The 22,017-nt window shown below is 65.6% G+C and carries 22 protein-coding genes; 17 read left to right on the top strand and 5 right to left on the bottom strand.

Features of this window, described 5'->3' with window-relative positions:
* Positions 1-3 precede the first annotated feature (3 nt).
* The 4 genes from mrdA to U1763_RS18440 form a co-directional block, all read right to left on the bottom strand.
* The gene (gene mrdA, locus U1763_RS18455) at positions 4-2,076 is read right to left on the bottom strand and encodes a penicillin-binding protein 2 (RefSeq protein ID WP_332756393.1); all 2,073 of its coding nucleotides are present in this window, start codon (positions 2,074-2,076) and stop codon (positions 4-6) included.
* Positions 2,073-2,603 carry a rod shape-determining protein MreD gene (locus U1763_RS18450; RefSeq protein ID WP_332756392.1) on the bottom strand — a complete coding sequence of 177 codons (531 nt, stop codon included), beginning with the start codon at positions 2,601-2,603 and terminating at the stop codon, positions 2,073-2,075. Before U1763_RS18450 ends, mrdA begins: the two co-directional genes overlap by 4 nt.
* Positions 2,600-3,472 carry a rod shape-determining protein MreC gene (locus U1763_RS18445; RefSeq protein WP_332756391.1) on the bottom strand — a complete coding sequence of 291 codons (873 nt, stop codon included), beginning with the start codon at positions 3,470-3,472 and terminating at the stop codon, positions 2,600-2,602. Before U1763_RS18445 ends, U1763_RS18450 begins: the two co-directional genes overlap by 4 nt.
* Positions 3,473-3,578: 106 nt before the next feature.
* Positions 3,579-4,622 (bottom strand): rod shape-determining protein, encoded by a 1,044-nt coding sequence (locus U1763_RS18440; protein ID WP_055878614.1) that lies wholly within the window; start codon positions 4,620-4,622, stop codon positions 3,579-3,581.
* Positions 4,623-4,792: 170 nt separating this feature from the next.
* Here U1763_RS18440 and mutL point away from each other — a divergent pair, with 170 nt between their 5' ends.
* The 11 genes from mutL to U1763_RS18385 all read left to right on the top strand — a co-directional run bounded on the left by mutL (position 4,793) and on the right by U1763_RS18385 (position 14,642).
* Complete coding sequence (gene mutL, locus U1763_RS18435; protein WP_332756390.1) at positions 4,793-6,598, top strand: DNA mismatch repair endonuclease MutL; 1,806 nt, start codon at positions 4,793-4,795, stop codon at positions 6,596-6,598.
* Positions 6,599-6,705: 107 nt separating this feature from the next.
* Complete coding sequence (locus U1763_RS18430) at positions 6,706-7,014, top strand: hypothetical protein (protein ID WP_332756389.1); 309 nt, start codon at positions 6,706-6,708, stop codon at positions 7,012-7,014.
* Positions 7,015-7,146: 132 nt separating this feature from the next.
* The gene (locus U1763_RS18425) at positions 7,147-7,392 is read left to right on the top strand and encodes a hypothetical protein (protein WP_332756388.1); all 246 of its coding nucleotides are present in this window, start codon (positions 7,147-7,149) and stop codon (positions 7,390-7,392) included.
* Between the two features lie 153 nt (positions 7,393-7,545).
* Positions 7,546-7,914 (top strand): 30S ribosomal protein S13, encoded by a 369-nt coding sequence (gene rpsM, locus U1763_RS18420; RefSeq protein ID WP_056015521.1) that lies wholly within the window; start codon positions 7,546-7,548, stop codon positions 7,912-7,914.
* A gap of 84 nt (positions 7,915-7,998) precedes the next feature.
* On the top strand, positions 7,999-8,388 hold the full coding sequence (gene rpsK / locus U1763_RS18415; RefSeq protein ID WP_031395237.1) for a 30S ribosomal protein S11: 390 nt from the start codon (positions 7,999-8,001) through the stop codon (positions 8,386-8,388).
* Positions 8,389-8,485: 97 nt separating this feature from the next.
* On the top strand, positions 8,486-9,556 hold the full coding sequence (locus U1763_RS18410) for a DNA-directed RNA polymerase subunit alpha (protein ID WP_031395236.1): 1,071 nt from the start codon (positions 8,486-8,488) through the stop codon (positions 9,554-9,556).
* A 251-nt stretch (positions 9,557-9,807) separates the two neighbouring features.
* Positions 9,808-10,230: a 50S ribosomal protein L17 gene (gene rplQ, locus U1763_RS18405; RefSeq protein WP_056047937.1), complete on the top strand. Its 423-nt coding sequence runs from the start codon at positions 9,808-9,810 to the stop codon at positions 10,228-10,230.
* A gap of 240 nt (positions 10,231-10,470) precedes the next feature.
* Entirely contained in the window at positions 10,471-12,027 is a 1,557-nt protein-coding gene (gene guaA / locus U1763_RS18400; RefSeq protein WP_332756387.1) for a glutamine-hydrolyzing GMP synthase, read from the top strand.
* A 181-nt stretch (positions 12,028-12,208) separates the two neighbouring features.
* Positions 12,209-13,033 carry a subclass B3 metallo-beta-lactamase gene (gene bla / locus U1763_RS18395; RefSeq protein ID WP_332756386.1) on the top strand — a complete coding sequence of 275 codons (825 nt, stop codon included), beginning with the start codon at positions 12,209-12,211 and terminating at the stop codon, positions 13,031-13,033.
* A gap of 5 nt (positions 13,034-13,038) precedes the next feature.
* Positions 13,039-13,704 carry a DUF969 domain-containing protein gene (locus U1763_RS18390; RefSeq protein WP_332756385.1) on the top strand — a complete coding sequence of 222 codons (666 nt, stop codon included), beginning with the start codon at positions 13,039-13,041 and terminating at the stop codon, positions 13,702-13,704.
* On the top strand, positions 13,701-14,642 hold the full coding sequence (locus U1763_RS18385; protein ID WP_332756384.1) for a DUF979 domain-containing protein: 942 nt from the start codon (positions 13,701-13,703) through the stop codon (positions 14,640-14,642). The genes U1763_RS18390 and U1763_RS18385 overlap by 4 nt, the downstream gene beginning before the upstream one ends.
* A 4-nt stretch (positions 14,643-14,646) precedes the next feature.
* On the opposite strand, the gene cysS is transcribed toward U1763_RS18385, so the two are convergent.
* A complete protein-coding gene (cysS, locus tag U1763_RS18380; RefSeq protein WP_332756383.1) occupies positions 14,647-16,074 on the bottom strand; it encodes a cysteine--tRNA ligase in 1,428 nt (475 codons plus the stop codon).
* A gap of 165 nt (positions 16,075-16,239) precedes the next feature.
* On the opposite strand from cysS, the gene rpsU reads away from it, so the two are divergent.
* The 6 genes from rpsU (at position 16,240) to U1763_RS18350 (ending at position 21,852) form a co-directional block, all read left to right on the top strand.
* On the top strand, positions 16,240-16,446 hold the full coding sequence (rpsU, locus tag U1763_RS18375; protein ID WP_055878578.1) for a 30S ribosomal protein S21: 207 nt from the start codon (positions 16,240-16,242) through the stop codon (positions 16,444-16,446).
* 160 nt (positions 16,447-16,606) lie between these two features.
* Positions 16,607-17,185 carry an FKBP-type peptidyl-prolyl cis-trans isomerase gene (locus U1763_RS18370; protein ID WP_132740541.1) on the top strand — a complete coding sequence of 193 codons (579 nt, stop codon included), beginning with the start codon at positions 16,607-16,609 and terminating at the stop codon, positions 17,183-17,185.
* A gap of 187 nt (positions 17,186-17,372) precedes the next feature.
* Complete coding sequence (locus tag U1763_RS18365; RefSeq protein ID WP_132740538.1) at positions 17,373-18,089, top strand: Crp/Fnr family transcriptional regulator; 717 nt, start codon at positions 17,373-17,375, stop codon at positions 18,087-18,089.
* Between the two features lie 47 nt (positions 18,090-18,136).
* Positions 18,137-18,319: a hypothetical protein gene (locus U1763_RS18360; protein ID WP_132740535.1), complete on the top strand. Its 183-nt coding sequence runs from the start codon at positions 18,137-18,139 to the stop codon at positions 18,317-18,319.
* A 105-nt stretch (positions 18,320-18,424) separates the two neighbouring features.
* Positions 18,425-20,557: a M3 family metallopeptidase gene (locus U1763_RS18355; RefSeq protein WP_332756382.1), complete on the top strand. Its 2,133-nt coding sequence runs from the start codon at positions 18,425-18,427 to the stop codon at positions 20,555-20,557.
* Positions 20,557-21,852 carry an MFS transporter gene (locus tag U1763_RS18350; protein WP_332756381.1) on the top strand — a complete coding sequence of 432 codons (1,296 nt, stop codon included), beginning with the start codon at positions 20,557-20,559 and terminating at the stop codon, positions 21,850-21,852. The genes U1763_RS18355 and U1763_RS18350 overlap by 1 nt, the downstream gene beginning before the upstream one ends.
* Positions 21,853-22,017 lie beyond the last annotated feature (165 nt).

Genomic DNA, 22,017 nt, shown 5'->3' with positions numbered 1-22,017 from the left:
GGTTCACGGCTGACGGTCCCTTGAGTCATCTTCGGCGACGGTATTGCCGGGCGTGGTGAGGGCTTCCTGCGTCGCATTGGCCATATCGGTGGCGTTCTCGACCGCGGGGGCGTCGCTGGGCACGATCGCGTCGGTCTTGGTGGCGATCGCCGCTGGCGGCGCGGATTGTGCCTTGCGATAGGTCTCCGCGGTCGCCGCCATGCGCGTGCGGATGTCGCCGCCCCAAGTCGGTTCGACCTCGGCGAGCGATTTCAGCGCACGCTCGCGGTCGAGCATATAGGTCATGATGTCTCGGCCGATCATCGGCGTGTCGAGATTGCGCACGGTATGGCCGTTATGCTCGAGCACGACCGCGAGCGCATAGCGTGGATTGTCGGCGGGCGCGAAGCCGATGAAGAGCGCGTGGTCGCGCATCTTGAACGGCAGCTGCCCGTTCTTGAGCACGCCCGAACGCCGTTCCGCCATCGTGATGCGGCGGACCTGCGCGGTGCCGGTCTTGCCCGCGATCGCGACGCCGGGGATCAGCAGTTTCGCCGCGCCGCCGGTACCGCCCTGGTTGATCACGCCGAACATCGCATCGCGGACGCGCGCGAGATGCTCGGAATCGATCGCGAGGGCAGGGGAGTCGCGGTGCACCTGGCTGGCGAGGATACTCGGCTGCAACGCGCGGCCTGAGGCGAGGCGAGCGGCCATCACCGCAAGCTGCAGCGGGTTGGCGAGCACATAGCCCTGGCCGATCGACGCGTTGAGCGAGTCCGCAACGGTCCAGTCGTGCTTGTACTTCTTCAGCTTCCAAGTGGGATCGGGCACCGTGCCGTAACGCTGCGTCGAGAAGGGCAGCTCGAACTTCTGGCCGAGCCCCAGCGTCCGCGCGACCGGGGCGATCGCGTTGTAGCCGACCCGCCGCGCCATCTCGTAGAAATAGATGTCGCAGCTCTGCATGATCGCGTTCTTGAGATCGAGCGGACCGTGGCCGCTCTTCTTGTGGCAATGGAACACGCTGGTCCCGAGCCGCATCGCGCCCGAACAATTGACGCGGGTCAGCGGATCGACGCCGGCGTTCATCAGCGCAAGGCCGTTCATCGGCTTGACGGTCGAGCCCGGCGGATACAGCCCCTGAGTGACCTTGTTCATCAGCGGCACGTGATCATCGTCGCTCAGCATCTGCCATTCGAGATGGCTGATCCCGTCCGAAAAACTGTTCGGATCATAGGCCGGCATCGACACCATCGCGAGCATCTCGCCGGTACGGGTGTCGAGCACGACGACCGAGCCGGAGTTGGTGCCGAGCCGCCGCGCTGCATATTCCTGAAGCCCCACGTCGATCGTCAGTCGCGCGGTCTTTCCGGGGACGTCGGGCTTGGTCGCGAGTTCGGCGACCAGCTTGCCGCGTGCGGTGACCTCGACGCGCTTGGCGCCCGCGACGCCGCGGAGTTCGGCCTCCAGCATCTTCTCGAGCCCGTCCTTGCCGAGCTTGAAACCGGGCGTGACGAGGAGCGGGTCGTGCGTCTTCTTGTACTGCTCGGCGTTGGGCACGCCGACATAGCCGGTCAGGTGTGCGACCGCGGCCCCGGCCGGATAGCTGCGCGCGAACCCGCGGGTAGGGGCGACGCCGGGCAGTTCGGGCAGCCGCACGCTGACTGCGGCGAACCGCTCCCAATCGAGATTCTCCGCGACCTGGACCGGCTGGAAGCCGGCGGCGTGTTCGAGGTCGATCGCGATCCGCTCGACTTCCTCGGGCGGCAATTGGAGGATGCGGCCGAGCAGCGGCAGCACGCGCTCCTTGTCGCGGAGGCGGTCGGGGATGATGTCGACGCGGAAATCGGTGCGGTTGTTCGCGATCGGGACGCCGTGGCGATCGACGATCCAGCCACGCCGCGGGGGCAACAGCGTCATGTTGACACGGTTGCTCTCCGACATCGCCGTGTAGCGCTCGTTCTGCGCGACCGACAGCCACGCCATCCGCCCGGCGAGCAGCAAGCCAACACCGCCTTGCGCCGCGCCCAGCATCCACGCGCGCCGCGAGAAGCTGTACGCCTGCGACATCTCGGTGACGATGCGCGGGGTATTCCTCATTCGGCGCCGCGCTTGTTCTGGATCGCTGCGACGATGCGGGCCGCCAGCGGGAAGGTGAGGATGGTGACCGCGATCTGCGCGATCAGGATCGTATCGACATGCGCGCCGACGGGCACCGCGATGAAGCGGCCGACGATGATGCACAGCGCGATCAGACCGCCGGCGATCAGCCAGTCCTGCCAATGGTCGCGAAAGGCGAGCCGCTGTTCGATCATGTCGATCGCGACGAACGCCAGCGACCACAGCAGCACCGCGCTGCCGAGCGGCTGGCCGCTGACGAGGTCGTCGAAGAAGCCGAGCGGCGCGGCCGCCCAGGGCTTGAACGCGAACCGTGCGAGCAGCCGCCAGGCGAGCAGCATGACCAGCCCGATCGGCGGCAACAGCGGGATCGTGGCGACCACCGGGATGATCGTGATCAGCGACCCCGCCATCACCGTCAGCCACGGGATCGCACGCGACCGGCCCGCGGGGATCTTGGTCTCGAACGGCTTGTAGTCGACGCTGTCGACGACGCGCGGCCGGCTCATTGCTGCGCCACCGGACGGGGCGGGGGCACGGGCATGAACATCCGCTCGACCAGCGCGAAGTCGAGCGTGTCGGGATCGGCGAAGGCGCGGGCCATCACCGAATCCGAGCCCGCCTTGGTCACGCGCGCGACGGGCACGCCGGGCGCGTAGATGCCACCGGTGCCGGTCGTGACGAACAGGTCGCCTGCGTTGAAGCGGACGTTGGTGGCGTTGACCGAGCGGATGTCGATCATCCCGTCGCCGCGCCCCGCCGCGATCGCGGGCATTCCGTCGCGCGTGCGACGCACGGGCACGATGCTGTCCCCGTCGCTCAACAACAGGACGCGCGCCGCGTTAGGCCCGGTCTCGACCACGCGCCCGATCAGCCCGTCGGGCCCGCGCACCGGCATGCCGGGCAGCACGCCGCTCCAGCGGCCGGCGTTGAGCAGTGCGAAGCGCCGCCCGCTCGACGCGCTCGAACTTACCAGCCGTGCGGTCACGACGGGATCGGGCGAGCGATCGCGGATCGCCAGCAACGAGCGCAACCGGCGATTGTCATAGGCGATCGTCCGCGCGCGCATCAGCAACGCCCGCGTCCGCTCGCGATCGGCGCGCAACGCGACGTTCTCCTGCTTCACGAAGAAGTAGTTGCCGATCGCATCGGGAATGCCCGAGACCGACGAGCCAACCGTCGCGAGCCCGGTCGACACCGGCGTCGTCACCCCCGCGACGCCCATCCGCAGCGCGGAAAACGCGGGCGGATTGAAGATCGACGCGACAAGCAGCACCAGGCCCACCACCGCACCGGCGACGGCGAGCACATAGCCCATGAACACACCATATTGCCGACGCCGGGAAAACCCCGTGCGCCGGTCGCGGGCTGGCGCCATGCGCCTGTCCCCCTGTCTCGGGCGCCGCCGAACCGCGAGGGCCAGATCCCTCGCGACTCGGACGGCGCGATTTCGTGTCCGCGTGTCTTAAAGCAAAAACAAACTCTTAGCCGCTCATCAGCACGCCGCGGAACAACGGATCCTCGAGCGCGCGACCGGTGCCGAGCGCAACGCAGGTCAGCGGATCCTCGGCAACCGTCACCGGCAGGCCGGTCTCGTCGCGCAACACTTCGTCGAGCCCCTGCAGCAACGCACCGCCGCCGGTCAGCACGATACCCTGGTCGACGATGTCCGCAGCCAACTCGGGCGCGGTGTTCTCGAGCGCGACACGGACGCCCTCGACGATCGTTGCGACCGGTTCGCTCAGCGCTTCGGCGATCTGGCCTTGGTTGATCTGGATCTCCTTCGGCACGCCGTTGACGAGATCGCGGCCCTTGATCTGGATGATCATGCCGATGCCGTCGACCGGCGGCTTGGCGATGCCGACCTCCTTCTTGATCCGCTCTGCGGTCGCTTCGCCGATCAGCAGGTTATGGTTGCGGCGGACGTACGAGACGATCGCCTCGTCCATCTTGTCGCCGCCGACACGCACCGACGTCGTGTAGGCGAGACCACGCAGCGACAGCACCGCGACTTCGGTCGTGCCGCCGCCGATATCGACGACCATCGAGCCGATCGGCTCGGTCACCGGCATGTCCGCGCCGATCGCGGCCGCCATCGGCTCTTCGATCAGCCACACCTGCGATGCACCCGCGTTCGACGCGGCATCGCGGATCGCGCGGCGCTCGACCTTGGTCGAACCCGACGGCACGCAGATCACGATCTCGGGCCAACGCGCGAACTTGCGGGGGCCGTGGACCTTCTGGATGAAATACTTGATCATCTGCTCGGCGACGTCGATGTCCGCGATCACGCCGTCGCGAAGCGGGCGGATCGCCTCGATGTTGCCCGGCGTCTTGCCCATCATCATCTTGGCATCGTCGCCGACCGCCTTGACGCGCTTGATCCCGTTGATCGTCTCGACCGCGACCACCGACGGCTCGTTCAGGACGATGCCGCGGCCACGGACGTAGACGACGGTGTTCGCGGTGCCGAGGTCGATCGCCATGTCGTGCGACATGAACTTGAAGAAACGCGAGTAGAAGGCCATTCAATCAGGGTCCCGTATCCAGTCCGCCGGACGGGCGAACCGCCAGCAAAAACATGCGCACACACATCATCTCGCGGAGCCCGCCGGTGGTTTCGAGCACCGGGTGCCTATACTATTTAAGTGGCGTTTGCGGGTCGCGGGATGCCGTCGCTTGGTCTAGACGCAAACCCATGTCAATACGGCGTCTCCCCGAGCATCTGGTCAATCGCATCGCCGCCGGTGAAGTGGTGGAAAGACCCGCCAGCGCGTTGAAGGAGTTAGTCGAAAACGCGATCGACGCAGGGGCGCGACGCATCGCGATTCTCCTTGTTGAGGGCGGGACTTCGCGGATTGAGGTCGCCGACGACGGCTGCGGGATGACCCCCGCGGACATGGTCCTGGCGCTCGAACGCCACGCGACCTCGAAGCTGCCCGACGAGTTTATCGAATCGGTCGTGACGCTCGGTTTTCGCGGCGAGGCGTTGCCCTCGATCGCGAGCGTGGCGCGCCTCACGATCGAAAGCCGGATCCGCGGCGCCGAAGGCTGGGCGCGGACCGTCGACAATGGCCGGGTCGAGCGCGAAGGCCCGGCCGCGCTTCCGCCCGGCACGCGCGTGGTGGTCGAGGACCTGTTCGCGCGCGTCCCCGCGCGCCGCAAGTTCCTCCGCTCCCCGCGCGCCGAATACGCCGCGTGTCTCGACGTCGTACGCCGGCTCGCGATGGCGCGGCCGGACATCGGCTTCACGCTGGAGCATGACGGCCGCCGCGCGCTGTCGGCGATGCAGATCGAGGACCGGCCTGGCAGGGTTGCGACGCTCACCGACCGCGCGCTCGCCGACAATTCGGTCGCAATCGACCTCGAACGCGAAGGGCTCGTGCTCGGCGGCGTCGCCAGCCTGCCGACCTACAATCGCGGCATCGCCGACCACCAGTATCTCTTCGTCAACGGCCGCCCGGTAAAGGACCGCCTGCTGATGGGCGCGATCCGCGGCGCCTATGCCGAGATGCTCCCGCGCGACCGCCACGCCGTCGTCGCACTGTTCCTCGACATTCCGACCGACCAGGTCGACGTCAACGTCCACCCCGCCAAGACCGAAGTCCGCTTCCGCGATCCCGCAATGGTAAGAGGCCTCATAGTCTCGGGCCTCCGCCGCGCCCTCGACGCCGCCGGCCATCGCAGCCAACGTGCCAGCGAGTCCGCCTTGTCGATGTGGCAACCGGAAAACATCTCCTCTCCCTCCGGGGGAGAGGAAGGGGCCCGTCCGCAAGGCGGATGGGAAGGTGAGGGCACGCCTCTAAGGCTCCCGCTGGAAAGCCGAAGCTACAGCACCGTCAACGAAGCCCGCCCCACGTTCTTCGCAGCGCCCCCGCAGGCAAGAGCCGAACCCGCCTGGACACCCCCACCGCAAACCGCGGCCTTCCCTATGGGCGTAGCCCGCGGTCAAGTCGCAAAAACCTACATAGTCGCCGAAGCCGAAGACGGCTTGGTCCTCGTCGACCAGCACGCCGCCCACGAACGCCTGGTCCTCGAACGCATGCGCGCGGCGCTGATCGGCGGCGCCATAGCGAGCCAAGCGCTCCTGATTCCCGAAGTCGTAGAACTCGACGAATCCGCCTGCGACCGCCTCGAATCCCGCGCCGAGGAACTGTCTGAGTTCGGCCTCGACCTCGAACGCTTCGGCCCCCACGCGATGCTCGTCCGCGCCACCCCAGCCTTGCTCGGCCAAAGCGACCCCAAAGGCCTCGTCACCGATCTGGCCGACGAACTCGCCGCCTTCGACGAAGCTCTCTCGCTAAAGGAGCGCCTTGACGCGGTAGCCGGGACGATGGCCTGCCACGGCTCCGTCCGCGCCGGCCGTATCCTGTCGGTCCCCGAAATGAACGCGCTCCTCCGCGAAATGGAAATCACCCCCCATTCCGGCCAATGCAACCACGGCCGCCCCACCTGGGTAAAGCTCGCGCACGGCGATATCGAGAAGCTGTTCGGGCGGAAGTAATGGAGGTGTTTCGCCGGCGCATCTGTAGCTAAGTCGAGTGAGCGTCGTGGAACTTGTAACGGATCGCTGTGTCCCATAGGTTATATCGGCGCGGTCGGAGTAGCGATATGAAGCTGATCCTTGCTTTACTGACGGTTGCGGTCCCGCACCTCGCTCATGCCCAGGTTACGAACCGATTTGCACCGGAGGCGCAGCCCTTCAGCGGCGTATCGCCCATCTACACGCCGTCGATCGGCCTTATGGATATTGCAGGCAGCGGCGATACGCCGACGATGCGTGAGCAGAGGCTGAAACGTATCGCGGCGTTCAAGAATAAGGTCGCTCGCCTGGCCAATGAAAATGGCGGGTCATTGACGGCCAATGATCAGGCGTATCTCGCAGGTGAGGCGCGTAAACTGGCGTATCGCAACCGCTGACCCCGTCGAGTGGCTGCCTAACTGCGCGATTTAACGTCTTCGATACGCAGACGTCGCCGGTCCCAGGCCGTCGACGAAGACAAGCCCAAGTCGCGGTAGCGCTTGTCGGCCGTTGACGGCATAGGGTTGAGCATGGACTCCCTCTCCCTATTTGGCCTAGCCGCAGTATCCTTCACCCTGCTATGCTACGCCAAGGAAGCCGGCTCGCACTGGTGGACGCTCGGTTTCGCATTCGGCTGCGTGCTCGGTTCGATCTACGGCTTCCTCCAGGGTGCTTGGCCGTTCGGGGTGGTCGAGCTGATCTGGACGGTCGTCTCGTTCCGCCGCTGGCTCAAGATGCGCCAGGCTGCACCGTCCGCCGTGGAACCGCTCGCTTGACAGCGCGTTGGCGCGCGCCTAGTTGAACTCTCCCCGACACGACGGTTCCGGCGGCGCTTGTTTGCGTTCGTCGCTATCGTGCGTTCGGATCATCGCTAAGAGATGGGCTTTGTGCAGCCATGCCGAAGCCCGTGGAGCAGGAGAACCAAGTTCATGGCACGTATCGCGGGTGTTAATATCCCGACCAACAAGCGCGTGGTGATCGCGCTGACCTATATTCACGGCATCGGTTCGACCAAGGCCAAGGAAATCGTCGCGAAGCTCGGCATCGCCGATACCGCCCGCGTTCAGGACCTGACCGACCAGGAAGTCCTGCACATCCGCGAGACGATCGACGCCGATCACACCGTCGAGGGCGATCTGCGCCGCCAGACCTCGATGAACATCAAGCGCCTGATGGATCTCGCCTGCTATCGCGGCCTGCGTCATCGCAAGGGCCTCCCGGTCCGCGGCCAGCGCACGCATACCAATGCGCGCACCCGCAAGGGCAAGGCCAAGCCGATCGCCGGCAAGAAGAAGTAATCCACTTTTTCAATGGATTACTCCGCCGGCGCTGGTCCCAACGGGCCGCCCGGCGTCACGCAGATACAGGTCAGGAAATACACCATGGCACGCGAACCTCAGCGCATTAAGCGGCGCGAGCGCAAGAACATCACCTCTGGCGTCGCTCACGTGAATGCCAGCTTCAACAACACCATGATCACGATCACCGATGCCCAGGGCAACGCGATCTCGTGGTCGTCGGCCGGCGCAATGGGCTTCAAGGGCTCGCGCAAGTCGACTCCGTACGCGGCCCAGGTCGCAGCGGAAGACGCCGGCAAGAAGGCCGCCGAGCACGGCGTCCGCACGATCGAAGTCGAGGTCAAGGGCCCCGGCTCGGGTCGCGAATCGGCACTGCGCGCGCTTCAGGCAGTCGGTTTCCAGATCACGTCGATCCGCGACGTGACCTCGATCCCGCACAACGGCGTGCGCCCTTCGAAGCGTCGTCGCGTCTGATTCTCCGCCTCCCGTGCGCGGTTGATCGCGCCGCACGGGTGTATTTTATTGGTCGGCGAACACACCCGTTCGCCGGCCCCCAAATTAGGGGAAGCATGTGTCTGTCAACGCAAAGAACTGGCAGGAACTCAAGAAGCCCAGCGGCCTGGAGAAAAAGGCCGGTGGCGACACCAAGCGCAAGGCGACCTTCATCGCCGAGCCGCTCGAGCGTGGCTTCGGCCTGACGCTCGGCAACGCGCTGCGTCGCGTGTTGCTCTCGTCGCTGCAGGGCGCGGCCGTCACCTCGATCAAGATCGAGAACGTGCTGCATGAGTTCTCGTCTCTGGCCGGCGTCCGCGAGGACGTGACCGACATCGTCCTCAACGTGAAGCAGATCGCGATCCGCATGCAGGGCGAGGGGCCCAAGCGCCTCCAGCTCTCGGCAACGGGTCCGGGTGAAGTCAAGGCCGGCGACATCGCCGTCTCGGGCGACATCGAGATCATGAACAAGGATCTCGTGATCTGCCACCTCGATGAGGGTGCGACGCTCAACATGGAGCTGACCGCCGACATCGGTAAGGGTTACGTGCCCGCGACCGCAAACCGCCCGGCCGATGCGCCGATCGGTCTGATCCCGGTCGATGCGCTGTACTCGCCGGTACGACAGGTGTCGTACAAGGTCGACCCGACCCGCGTCGGTCAGGACCTGGATTACGACAAGCTGACGCTGACGATCGAAACCGACGGCACGATCACCCCGGAAGACGCAGTCGGCTATGCCGGTCGCATCCTCCAGGACCAGCTCGCGCTGTTCGTCCACTTCGACGATTCGTCGGTGACGCGCTCGTCGGCTCCGATCGGCCAGGCAGCACCCGCTGCCGGTGGTGCGGAGCCCGCAGGCGACACGCAGCAGATCAACCGTTACCTTCTCAAGAAGGTCGACGAGTTGGAACTGTCGGTGCGTTCGGCGAACTGCCTCAAGAACGACAACATCATCTACATCGGCGATCTGGTCGGCAAGACCGAAGCCGAGATGCTGCGTACGCCTAACTTCGGCCGCAAGTCCTTGAACGAGATCAAGGAAGTGCTGTCGTCGATGGGTCTTCGCCTGGGTATGGAAATCCCCGGCTGGCCACCTGAGAACATCGAAGAGATGGCCAAGAAGCTCGAGCAGGAGATTATGGGCTGATTTGGCACCGGTGCAGCGCTGCTGCACCGGAGACCAAACAGCCCGGCCGGTGGGTCGGTTTCGACCGACCCGTTCGACGACACGGCTTTGCCGAGTCGCCACCCGGCTGGAGACGAAGGGAAGGCCCAAGGAAGCGTCTTAGGCGTAACCTTATCCTAACCTTTGAACGAAAGGCGATCGGTCGCGGCCTTAACGGCGACCAGCTCCCGGGTACCTCACACGGCCCCTGAACGAACGAAAAGGTATTAAACATGCGCCATCGCGTAGGCGGCCGTAAGCTTCAGCGGACCTCGGCCCACCGTCTTGCCCTCTTCCGCAACATGAGCGCCGCGCTCATCAAGCACGAGCAGATCACCACCACCGTCGCCAAGGCGAAGGAACTGCGTCCGTACGTCGAGAAGCTGATCACGCTCGCGAAGAAGGGTGGCCTGTCCAACCGTCGTCTCGCGCACGGCAAGTTGCTCGACGATGCGCAGCTGATCAAGTTGTTCGACACGCTCGCGACCCGTTATGCGGATCGCAACGGTGGTTACACCCGCGTCATCAAGGCCGGTATCCGCATGTCGGACGCCTCGCCGATGGCCGTCATCGAGTTCGTCGACCGCGACGTCTCGGCAAAGGGCCAGGATTCGGGTCCGGTGATGTCCGACGAGGATTACAACGAAGCGGCATAAGACTGTTCCGCCGAAGCGCTGATCTCCCAATCCTCCCCCGCAAGGGGGAGGTGGCAGGCACAGCCTGACGGAGGGGGAGGCGGCGACAACCTCGGTTGCGCGTCCTCCCCCTCCGTCACCTTCGGCGCCACCTCCCCCTGTCGGGGGAGGATCACATTTTACCGCCGATCGCAGGCCGCGTTTCCCATCCGGGAGGCGCGGCCTCTTTCGTTACGGGCCCCATCCGGCTATGCGCCCGACATGGAGCACCCAGACAGCATTCTCATCGTCGATTTCGGCAGCCAGGTAACCCAGCTGATCGCCCGCCGCGTGCGCGAGGCCGGCGTCTACAGCGAGATCGCCCCCTTCCAGTCCGCCGAGGCGGCGTTCGACCGGATGCAGCCCAAGGGCATCATCCTCTCCGGCGGCCCCGCCTCGGTCACCGCCGAGAACTCCCCGCGCGTGCCGCAGCGCTTCTTCGAGGCGGGCATCCCGATGCTCGGCATCTGCTACGGCCAGCAGGTCATGTCCGCACAGCTCGGCGGCAACGTGATCGTTTCGGGCGACGGCGGCGAGTTCGGCAGCGCGTTCATCGAGGTCAAGTCCAACTGCGCACTGTTCGACGGCCTTTGGGCCGAGGGCGAGCGCCACCAAGTCTGGATGAGCCACGGCGACAAGGTCGACGCGATCCCGCCCGGCTTCACCCCCGTCGCCACCTCGACCGGCGCGCCCTATGCGATCGTCGCCGACGAGGCGCGTAAGTTCTACGGCGTGCAGTTCCACCCCGAGGTCGTCCACACCCCCGATGGCGGCAAGCTGATCGCCAACTTCGCACGCCACGTCTGCGGGCTCAGCGGCGACTGGACGATGGCCGAGTTCCGCGAGACCAAGATCGCCGAGATCCGGGCGCAGGTTGGCAAGGGTCGCGTCATCTGCGGCCTGTCGGGCGGCGTCGACTCGGCGGTCGCCGCCGTGCTGATCCACGAGGCGATCGGCGAGCAGCTCACCTGCGTCTATGTCGATCACGGCCTGATGCGCGCCGGCGAGAGCGAGCAGGTCGTCAGCCTGTTCCGCGGCGCGTACAACATCCCGCTCATCCACGTGAACGTCGAGGAGCTGTTCCTCAGCGGCCTCGCCGGGATCACCGACCCCGAGCTGAAGCGCAAGTTCATCGGCAAGACCTTCATCGACGTGTTCGATACCGAGGCGAAGAAGCTCGGCGGTGCGGAGTTCCTTGCGCAGGGCACGCTGTACCCGGACGTGATCGAGAGCGTCAGCTTCACCGGCGGACCGTCGGTGACGATCAAGAGCCATCACAATGTCGGTGGCCTGCCGGAGCGCATGAACATGAAGCTCGTCGAGCCGTTGCGCGAGCTGTTCAAGGACGAGGTCCGCGTGTTGGGGCGCGAGCTCGGGCTCCCCGAAATCTTCGTCGGCCGTCACCCGTTCCCCGGACCCGGCCTCGCGATCCGCATCCCTGGCGAAGTGACCAAGGAACGCTGCGACATCCTGCGGAAAGCGGATGCGATCTACCTCGAGGAGATCCGCGCGGCGGGGCTCTACGACACGATCTGGCAGGCGTTCGCGGTACTGCTCCCGGTCCGCAGCGTCGGCGTGATGGGCGACGGTCGCACCTACGACAACGTGCTGGCCCTGCGCGCGGTAACCTCGACCGACGGCATGACGGCGCAGGCGTTCCAGTTCCCCGGCGACTTCCTGCCGCGCGTTGCGACCCGGATCATCAACGAGGTCAAGGGTATCAATCGAGTGACCTACGACTACACCTCGAAGCCGCCCGGCACGATCGAGTGGGAATAAGTTAGACACGCACTAGGCGATCCTCCCCCGCAAGGGGGAGGTGGCTGGCTCTTGCCAGACGGAGGGGGAGGATACGAAACAGATGGCATCGCATTCCGCCCCCTCCGTCAGGCTACGCCTGCCACCTCCCCCTGGCGGGGGAGAATCGTTAGGTCGTCGCACCAAATCGCTGGTTGTCGCGATGGCGATCGCTGCCAGCGCACCGTTGCTCCTCGGCGCGGCCGATCCGCCTGCCTGGACGCGCCCCCAAGCGCCTTTCCCGATCGCCGGCCCGATCACCTATGTCGGCAGCGAAGGTATCGCCGCCTACCTCATCAAGACCAGCGCCGGCGCGATCCTGATCGACGGTACGCTCGCAGAGAATGCGGGCATGATCGAACGCAACATCGCCAACGCCGGAGTCCGTCCCCGCGACGTAAAGCTTATCCTCGTCACGCACGCACACTTCGATCACGCCGCCGGCGTTGCCGCGCTGAAGCGTGCGACCGGCGCTCGCGTAGTCGCCGGCGCTCGCGATGTTTGCGCGCTTGAAACCGGCGTGCCACCGGGCGAGACCAGCTACGGCGTCATCCGTTTCCCGCCCGTCCATGTCGACCGCGGCGTACGTGACGGCGACAAGGTCACGCTCGGCAATGTCACGCTGACCGCCCGCGCGACACCAGGCCACACGCCCGGTTGCACGACCTGGACGATGCGCATCCCCGCCAAGCCGCGCCCGCTCGACGTCGTGTTCCCGTGCAGCGTCAGCGTCGCCGGCAATCGCCTGATCGGCAACCGTGCCTATCCCGGCATCGTCGCCGACTACCGCCGCAGCATCGCCATGCTCGGCACGCTGCATGCCGACATCGTCCTGCCGTCGCATCCCGAACTCGCCGACGTCATCGCCAAGGGCAAACGACGCCAAGCCGGCGACACGACCGCGTTCGTCGACCCCACGCTGCTCCCGAAGATCGTTGCGAAGGCCAAGATCGCGTTCGACGCCGATCTCGCCAAGCAGGCACGCTAGACGGCATGCTGGTCCTCTGCGGCATCGCGGTGATCGTCGCGGGCTTCCTGCTTCGGTTCAACCCGCTTCTCGTCGTCGCCGTCTCCGCGCTCGTCACCGGCCTTGCCGCTGGACTCGCCCCGCTCGCGATCCTCGCCGCGTTCGGCAAGGCATTCAACGAGAACCGCTACGTCACGGTGATCTACATCGTCCTCCCGGTGATCGGGATGCTCGAGCGCCATGGCCTCCAGGAACGCGCCCGGCTCGCGATCGGCAAGCTCCGCGGCGCCACGGTAGGGCGGCTGCTGATTGGCTACCTCCTGTTCCGCCAACTCACCGCGGCACTCGGCCTGACCTCGATCGCCGGCCCCGCACAAAGCGTCCGCCCGCTGGTCGCGCCGATGGCCGAAGCCGCCGCCGAAGGGCAGGGCGTCGTGCCCGGCGGCGACCGCATCCCCGCTATGGCAGCGGCGACCGATAACATCGGGCTCTTTTTCGGCGAGGACATCTTCATCGCGATCGGCTCGATCCTGCTGATGAAGGGCGTGCTGGAGGGCTACGGCATCGTCATCCAGCCGCTCCATCTGTCGATGTGGGCGATCCCGACCGCGATCGCCGCGTTCGTGATCCATGGCTTCCGCCTCTGGCTGCTCGACTGCAGACTGGCGCGCGCCCGGAGATCCGCCAAGTGATCGGCACCGGCTTCATCTACGGCGTCGCCGGTCTGATGTTCGCAGCGTTCGCGATCCTGAGCGCGACCGATCGCGCCAACCCGAAGCGTTTCGGCAACGCGGCGTTCTACGCGGTGCTGGCGATCAGCTTCCTGCTTGGTGGCAAGCTCGGCGATATCGGCAACGGCGTTCTCGTCCTAGCCCTCGTCGCGATCGCCGGATCGGGCGCGATGGGGCGGGGCGGGCGTGCCACCACCACGCCCGACGAACGCCGCGCCGAAGCCACGCGGCTCGGCAACCGGATATTCCTGCCCGCGCTGATCATCCCCGCCGCGGCACTCGGCGGGACCGTCCTCTTCCGCGCCGTCCCGAGCCTCGTCGATCCCAAACAGGCAACGCTCGTCGCGCTCACCTGCGGCGTCCTGATCGCGCTGCTCGCCATGCAGCTCTGGTTCCGCCCCCGCATCGCGACACCGCTCGCCGAAGGCGTCCGGCTGATGGACGCGATCGGCTGGGCCGCAGTCCTCCCCCAGATGCTGGCCAGCCTGGGAGCGGTCTTCGCACTCGCCGGTGTCGGCGACGTCGTTGGCAAACTCGCCGGCCATGCGATCCCCGAGGGCAGCCTGATCGGCGCGGTGCTCGCCTATACGCTCGGCATGGCGCTGTTCACGATGATCATGGGCAACGCGTTCGCCGCATTCCCGGTGATGGCCGCGGCGATAGGTATCCCGCTGCTCGTCCGCCACTATGGCGGCGATCCCGCGGTGGTCGCGGCGATCGGCATGCTCAGCGGGTTCTGCGGCACGCTGATGACGCCGATGGCGGCCAACTTCAATCTGGTCCCGGCTGCACTGCTGGAACTGAAGGACAAGAACGCCGTCATCCGCGCGCAGATACCGACCGCCTTGCCGCTGCTCGCGGTCAACATCGGTCTGCTCTACTGGCTCGGGTTCCGCTAAGCCTCTAGCCGAGCTTCCAGTCCCAGCCGAGCGGATCGCCGTCCATGACCTCGACGCCCGCCGCCGCCAGTTCGTCGCGGATCGCATCGGACCGCGGGAAATCCTTCGCCACGCGCGCCGCGCGCCGCTCCTCCAGCCGTGCGTCGATCGTCGCCTCGTCCAGCTTCGCGTCGACCGGGCGGATACGCAGATCCTCGCGGCGGATCGTCGCCAGGTCGAGCCCCAGCACCGCGTCGAAATCGATCAGCGCGTCCAGCCGATCCGCCGGCGCGACTCGCTTGTCGCCAAGCATCTCGTCAAGGATCGGCAACGCGCGCGGCGTCGAGAGATCGTCCGACACCGCAGCATCGAGTCGATCGCGATAGGCGAGGGCGCTCCCCGAGGGTCCACCCGGCGGTCGCTGGCGCAAGGCATCGACGGTAATCGCCAGCCGCTTCAGCCGCGTCTGCGCTGCGGCGAGGTTCTCCCACGAGAACTCAAGCTCGCTGCGATACTGCGCCTGAAGGCACATCAGACGGTAGGCGAGCGGGTGGAAACCGCGATCGATCAGCGTCTGCAGCGTGGTGAACTCACCCCCCGATTTGGACATCTTGCCCGATCGCTCAACGAGGAAGTTGTTGTGCATCCAGAGCGTCGCGCCGGTATCGCCGCACTCGCAATGCGCCTGGTTCTGCGCGATCTCGTTAGGGTGGTGGATCTCGCGGTGATCGATCCCGCCGGTGTGAATGTCGAACGTCGCGCCGAGATATTTCTTGCTCATCACCGAGCATTCGAGATGCCAGCCCGGTGCGCCGCGACCCCAGGGAGAGTCCCACTCCATCTGACGGTTCTCGCCCGGTGCCGATGTCCGCCAGATCGCGAAGTCCTGCGGGTTACGCTTGCCCTCGACCGGATCGATCCGGCTCTCGCCTGCGTCGTCCTGCGACCGCGCGAGGCGGCCATAATCGGGCACCGTCGTCGTATCGAAGTACAGCCCGTCGGGCAGGACGTAGCAGTGGCGCTCGGCGATCGCCTCGGCGAACGCGATCATCTCGGCGATGTGATCGGTCGCGAGCGGGAATTTGCTCGGCTCGCGGATGTTGAGGTCGACGAGGTTCTGCTTGAACGCATCGGTATAGTGCTTTGCGATCGCCCAGATATCCTGGCCACTCGCACGCGCTGCCGCCTCCATCTTGTCGTCGCCGGCGTCGGCATCCGACGTCAGATGCCCGACATCGGTGATGTTGATGATGTGCGTGAGCGGATAGCCCTTCCACGTCAGCACGCGGCTCAGCGTGTCGGTGAAGACATAAGCGCGCAAATTGCCGATATGTGCGTAGTTGTAGACCGTCGGCCCGCATGAATAGATGCCGACATTGGTCGGATCGATCGGCCGGAACGTCTCGATCGCGCGCGAGAGACTGTTATAGAGCGTAAGGGGAATTCGGGTCATGCGCCGCTCCTAGCGCCACGGTACGGGTCTCGCAAACGACGCGATTCAACGGGGGGCGGGTGCACAGGCTTGAAACCTCGGGCAGGCGCTGGTAGGGGCCACGGTTCATGCGGCGCGGACCTGTTCGCGACGGCTAAATCTATTCGACCGGAGCTAAACGGGTTTATGCAGATCATCGTACGCGACAACAACGTCGACCAGGCCCTTCGCGCGCTTAAGAAGAAGCTGCAGCGCGAAGGCGTTTATCGCGAGATGAAGTTGCGCCGTCACTACGAGAAGCCGTCCGAGAAGCGCGCGCGCGAGCGTGCAGCAGCGATCCGTCGCTCGCGCAAGCTCGACCGCAAGCGCGCCGAGCGTGACGGCGCACGGTAAGCGTTGACCGGTCCCGCGGATCGATCGTCATCGTGCGATCGGGTACGGGATCACGATGTTCGGGGTTGTGATCGTCGCAACCCCGTGATGATTCAGTCGCAAGACTTTACAACGGCACGCGCGGCGCTCCGGCGTGACCAGATGACCGGGGCCAGATCCGATGTCGACCGTCACCGCCGTGCCGCTGCAGCCGACCAAGCGCAGCTATCTTGTCTATCTTTGGGTTGGGATTGCGCTCGCGTTGATCGCGGCTGTCGCGCTTGCGCGGCAGGGTGATGATCCGCTGGCGCGCAACGCCCGCGCCCGCGGCGTCGTGGTGACGGCATCGGGTCTTCAGTACAAGGTGCTGGCGCCGGGTAAGACTGGCGCTGCGAAGCCAACCGATGCGGACGTTGCGCTCGTCAATTACGAGGGCAAGCTGCTCAACGGCACGACCTTCGACAAGTCGCAGCAGCCGACGCCGATGCCCGTCACCGGCGTGGTCCCCGGCTTTTCGGAAGCGCTCAAGCTGATGCCGAAGGGCGCGAAGTATCGCTTCTGGATGAAGCCGTCGCTTGGCTATGGCGACAAGGCGACCGGGCCGATCCCGGCGAACTCGACGCTCGTATTCGACGTCGAACTGCTCGACTTCCTGCCGCAGAGCGTCGTCCAGCAGATGCAGGCGCAGGCCCAGATGCAGCAGCGCGGCATGCCGGGCGGCGCCCCGGGTGCTCCCGGTGCGGTCCCCGTCCAGCCCTGATTTTGGCTAGGCCGGCATGGAGTCGCTGCGCCGTTCGGTCGGCGCGCGACCCGTCGGCCTTGAAATCGCCTGATGTAGAGCTTGTCGGGTTTCATCCTCGGTGAGGTCTTGATGAAGATCAGTACGGGTCCCGATCTGTTCTTCTAGGTTCGACCACGGTACGAGGTCGCGCGAAGAGGGGACTTGGATGATCTCGGGTAAATTTCTGTTGGGTCGTGGTCGGCACGAACTGAGCGACGAAGAAAAGCGGGTGCTGGAGGACAGCATCGGGTCGGTGCGGCAGGTTGCCGCCCGGAAGCAGATCGTACGCGCAGGCGCGATCATCGAGACCAGCACGTTGCTGCTCGAAGGGTTCGTATGTCGTTATATGGACGATCGTGAGGGGCAGCGACAGTTGGTCGCAGTGCATGTCCCGGGCGATTTCGTCGACCTCCATGCCTTCCCGATGAAGCGGCTCGATCACGACATCGCAACGCTGGGGCCGGTCAAAATCGCCTGCTACGATCATAGCACGCTGCAGACGATCACCGAACGCTACCCGCACCTCACCCAAAAGCTTTGGTTCAGTACGTTGCTCGACGCCGCGATGCACCGCGAGTGGATTTTCAGACTGGGTCGCCTGGGTGCCGAGGGTCGGGTCGCGCATTTGTTCTGCGAACTTAACGAACGGCTCGAGATGGTCGGCCTTGCGGCCGATGGCCGGTTCATGTTGCCGATGACCCAGCCGGACATCGCCGAGGCCAGCGGGCTGACGGGGGTGCACGTCAACCGCGTGTTGAGAGCATTGCGCGAAAAAAATATGCTGACATTTAAGGCAAATGAGGTCCGTATTCTGGATCGGAAGGCGCTCGCAGCCGTTGCGGAGTTCGAACCACAATATCTGTACGGCTCCAAAGGCGACTGACTGTAACTAAGCAGCTTGTCGAGGGGACCGCTGCCGGGAGCGCGATCATGTTGGAGCCTGAAACCATCCCCGGCGTCGCCGCGGCGGAAAATGGCGTGGTCACGCTAGATGGACCCGATGGACTGGCGATCGCGATGACCCCCGAGGCGGCTGCGGAAACGGGGCGGCGGCTGATCGCAGCGGCCGAAATCGCGGCGACTCAGGCGACCGACGAACTGCCGCTGGACTGAGCGTCAAGCATGCTAGGCTAGCCCGGCGGGGGCTAATTGCCCCGCACGGCTTCCTCTGTGTGACTTTATCACTATGCTACCCGGTACATCGACCGGGAGATCCATGTGCAGTTTCTATACCTCGCCGCCAGTGCCGTTGCGCTGATGGCGTCTACCGCCGTCGTCGCGCAGACTGGTGCGGCCACGACGACACCCGCCGCAAATCCTCTGCTCGCCGATTGGACCGGCCCGATGGGCGGGGTGCCGCCCTGGGACAAGGTTCGCCCCGAGCTGTTCCCGCAAGCGTTCGAGACGACGCTGGCCGAGCGCACCGCGGACTACCGCAAGATTGCCGACAATCCGGCCAAGCCGACCTTCGCCAACACGATCGTGCCGATGCAGCTTGCCGGCAAGCGCTATGGGCAGGTGATGACGCTGTTCGGCGTGATGACCGGCAACATGAACACGCCCGCGTATCAGAAGCTCGACCGCGAATGGTCGCCGAAATTCTCCGCGGCATCGGATGCGATCACGTTCGACAAGCCGCTGTTCGCGCGGATCCAGGGGATCTACGACACACGCAATTCGAGCGGCCTGAACGCGCAGCAGATCCGCCTCGTGACTCGGATCTACGACAGCTATGTGCGGCAAGGCGCCAAGCTGAACGATGCGCAGAAGGCGCAGCTCTCGCAGTATAACCAGCAGCTCGCGACCGCGTTCTCGACGTTCGGCGAGAAGCTGCTCGCCGACGAGAGCAAAGCCATCTCGGTTACCGACGAGGCGCAACTCGCTGGGCTTCCCGACAGCGTGAAGGCGGTGGCCAAGGCTGCTGCGACCGAGCGGAAGTTGCCGGGCTTCGCGATCGTCAACACGCGGTCGGCGGTCGATCCGGTGATGACCTACGCCACCGATCGTGCCCTGCGCGAGAAGGTATGGCGCGCGTTCGTCAACCGCGGCGATAACGGCGATGCGAACGACACGAACGCGACGATCGCGCAGATCGTGAAACTGCGTGCCGACCGCGCGCACCTGCTCGGGTTCAAGACGCATGCCGACTGGCGGATGCAGGACACGATGGCGAAGACGCCCGCCGCGGCGATGGACCTGATGATGCGCGTCTGGCCTGCCGCCAAGGCGCGCGTGGCCGAGGAAGTCGCGGACATGCAGAAGGTCGCCGGCACTTCGCTGACGATCGAGCCGTGGGATTACCGGTTCTACCAGGAGAAGGTGCGTAAAGTCCGGTACGATCTCGATCAGGCGCAGCTGAAGCCGTATTTCGAGCTCGGCAACATCATCCAGGGTTCGCTGTACGCCGCCAACCGGCTGTACGGGCTGACCTTCAAGGAGATCACCGGCACCGTTCCCGTGTTCGAGCCGAACATGCGGGTGTGGAGCGTCACCGACAAGACCGGCAAGGACGTCGGGCTGTTCTACCGCGACGATTTCGCGCGGACCGGCAAGCGGTCGGGCGCTTGGGCGAACACGTATCGTGGGCAGCGGGGCCTCGCGCCGGCGCAGCTCGTGCTGTCGTCGAACAACAACAATTTCGCACGAGGCGCGCCCGGCGAGCCGATCCTGATCAGCCTCGACGATGCGCAGACGCTGTTCCACGAGTTCGGCCACGCGATCCACGCGATGCTCCAGAACGTCTATTATCCGGGGCTTGCGGGCACGCCGCGCGACTTCGTGGAATATCCGAGTCAGGTGAACGAGCATTGGCTGCTGACGCGCGACGTGCTCGACAAATACGCGCGGCATTACCAGACCAAGGCGGCGATGCCGCAGGCGTTGCTCGACAAGATCGAGCAGTCGAGCAAGTTCAACGAAGGCTTCAAGACCGCGGAATATCTGTCGTCGGCAATCGTCGACATGAAGATCCATACCGTGCCCGACGGCGTGATCGACCCAGACAAGTTCGAGGCCGCGACGCTCGCCGAGATCGGCATGCCGAAGCAGCTGGTGATGCGTCACCGCGTGCCACAGTTCCAGCATCTGTTCGCGTCGGACAGCTATTCGGCGGGTTATTACAGCTACCTCTGGTCCGAGACGATGGACGCCGACACGTTCGCGGCGTTCGAGGAAGCCGGCAGTCCGTGGGACAAGCCGACCGCGGATCGGTTCGCGAAACTGCTGTTGTCGACCGGTAACGAGACCGATCGCGCCGAGGCGTATCGTGCGTTCCGCGGGCGTGATCCCGACGTGAATGCGCTGCTCAAGAAGCGCGGCTTTCCGACACAAGCTCCGCAGGGGACGAAGTAATGGCTAGCAGCACACTCCCGGCGGAAAAGAACCACCGGCTGAAGTCGATCCTCGGCGGGTCGGCGGGCAACCTCGTCGAATGGTTCGACTGGTACGTCTATTCGGCGTTCGGGCTGTATTTCGCACCGGTGTTCTTCCCGAAGGGTAATGCGACCGCGCAGCTGATGAGCGTCGCCGCGGTGTTCGCGGTCGGCTTCCTGATGCGGCCGATCGGCGCGTGGGTGATGGGCATCTACGCCGATCGCCACGGGCGCAAATCGGGGCTGACGCTGTCGGTGACGCTGATGTGCGCGGGCTCGTTCCTGATCGCGATCACGCCCGGGTTTGCGAAGATCGGCTGGATCGCGCCGGCGCTGCTGATCCTCGCGCGCCTGATGCAGGGCCTCAGTGTCGGCGGGGAATATGGTGCGAGCGCGGTGTATCTATCGGAAATGGCGGGCAAGTCGCGGCGCGGCTTCTTCTCCAGCTTCCAGTACGTCACGCTGATCGCGGGCCAGTTGCTTGCGCTTGGCGTGCTGCTGCTGCTGCAGTCGACGCTCGACACGGCGCAGCTCGACGCGTGGGGCTGGCGGATTCCGTTCGCGATCGGCGGCGTGCTCGCGCTGGTGGTGTTCCGCATCCGTCGCGGGCTGCTCGAGACCGAGAGCTATCAGAACGCCAAGGCTGACGGCACGCCCAAATCGAGCGGCTGGCTGCTGTTCAGCAAATATCCGCGCGAGGCGTTCACCGTGCTGCTGCTCACCGCCGGCGGGACGCTCGCCTTCTATGCGTACACCACGTACATGCAGAAGTTCCTGGTCAACACGAGCGGGTTCAGCCGCGAGTCCGCGACGCTGATCATGACCGCGGCGCTGGCGCTGTATGCTGCGTTCCAGCCGGCGGCGGGCGCGCTGTCGGACCGGATCGGGCGGAAACCGCTGATGGTCGGGTTCGGGATCGCCGGCGTGCTGTGCACGGTGCCGATCTTCACCGTATTGGAGACGGCGACCAATCCGTATCTTGCGTTCGGCTTGGTCGTGGCCTCGCTGTTCATCGTGACGGGCTACACCGCGATCAACGCGGTGGTGAAGGCAGAACTGTTCCCCGCGCACGTCCGCGCGCTGGGTGTGGCGTTGCCGTACGCGCTGGCGAACACGATGTTCGGCGGCACGGCCGAGTACGTCGCGCTGTGGCTCAAGAACGAAGGCATGGAGCGCGGCTTCTACTGGTACGTGACCGCGATGATCGGCGTGTCGCTTATCGTGTACCTCCGCATGAAGGACACGCGCACGCACAGCCAGATCGTCGAGGATTGAGACTGACCTGACTCCCTCTCCCCTGCGGGGAGAGGGCTGGGGTGAGGGGCTGTTCCAGGCGGACCACTGTTTGGCGGGGGGGGGCCCCCCCCCCCGCCCCCCGCGCGCGGGGGGGGCGGCGAGGGGGTAGGGGGGCGGGGGGGTTGTGGGGGGGGGGCCGGCCCC

The organism is Sphingomonas sorbitolis (assembly GCF_036663875.1).
Lineage (GTDB): Bacteria > Pseudomonadota > Alphaproteobacteria > Sphingomonadales > Sphingomonadaceae > Sphingomonas.
The sequence above is the reverse complement of the archived record's forward strand: the minus strand, read 5'-3'. Positions and strand labels throughout refer to the sequence as shown.

Coding starts and splice junctions, on each gene's coding strand:
- bla (WP_332756386.1), top strand. CDS start 12,209: ATGGCGATCGCTGCCAGCGCACCGTTGCTCCTCGGCGCGGCCGATCCG.
- rpsK (WP_031395237.1), top strand. CDS start 7,999: ATGGCACGCGAACCTCAGCGCATTAAGCGGCGCGAGCGCAAGAACATC.
- U1763_RS18360 (WP_132740535.1), top strand. CDS start 18,137: ATGTTGGAGCCTGAAACCATCCCCGGCGTCGCCGCGGCGGAAAATGGC.
- U1763_RS18365 (WP_132740538.1), top strand. CDS start 17,373: ATGATCTCGGGTAAATTTCTGTTGGGTCGTGGTCGGCACGAACTGAGC.
- U1763_RS18430 (WP_332756389.1), top strand. CDS start 6,706: ATGAAGCTGATCCTTGCTTTACTGACGGTTGCGGTCCCGCACCTCGCT.
- rplQ (WP_056047937.1), top strand. CDS start 9,808: ATGCGCCATCGCGTAGGCGGCCGTAAGCTTCAGCGGACCTCGGCCCAC.
- rpsU (WP_055878578.1), top strand. CDS start 16,240: ATGCAGATCATCGTACGCGACAACAACGTCGACCAGGCCCTTCGCGCG.
- U1763_RS18370 (WP_132740541.1), top strand. CDS start 16,607: ATGTCGACCGTCACCGCCGTGCCGCTGCAGCCGACCAAGCGCAGCTAT.
- mrdA (WP_332756393.1), bottom strand. CDS start 2,076: ATGAGGAATACCCCGCGCATCGTCACCGAGATGTCGCAGGCGTACAGC.
- guaA (WP_332756387.1), top strand. CDS start 10,471: ATGGAGCACCCAGACAGCATTCTCATCGTCGATTTCGGCAGCCAGGTA.
- U1763_RS18450 (WP_332756392.1), bottom strand. CDS start 2,603: ATGAGCCGGCCGCGCGTCGTCGACAGCGTCGACTACAAGCCGTTCGAG.
- U1763_RS18350 (WP_332756381.1), top strand. CDS start 20,557: ATGGCTAGCAGCACACTCCCGGCGGAAAAGAACCACCGGCTGAAGTCG.
- rpsM (WP_056015521.1), top strand. CDS start 7,546: ATGGCACGTATCGCGGGTGTTAATATCCCGACCAACAAGCGCGTGGTG.
- U1763_RS18445 (WP_332756391.1), bottom strand. CDS start 3,472: ATGGCGCCAGCCCGCGACCGGCGCACGGGGTTTTCCCGGCGTCGGCAA.
- U1763_RS18390 (WP_332756385.1), top strand. CDS start 13,039: ATGCTGGTCCTCTGCGGCATCGCGGTGATCGTCGCGGGCTTCCTGCTT.
- mutL (WP_332756390.1), top strand. CDS start 4,793: ATGTCAATACGGCGTCTCCCCGAGCATCTGGTCAATCGCATCGCCGCC.
- U1763_RS18440 (WP_055878614.1), bottom strand. CDS start 4,622: ATGGCCTTCTACTCGCGTTTCTTCAAGTTCATGTCGCACGACATGGCG.
- U1763_RS18425 (WP_332756388.1), top strand. CDS start 7,147: ATGGACTCCCTCTCCCTATTTGGCCTAGCCGCAGTATCCTTCACCCTG.
- cysS (WP_332756383.1), bottom strand. CDS start 16,074: ATGACCCGAATTCCCCTTACGCTCTATAACAGTCTCTCGCGCGCGATC.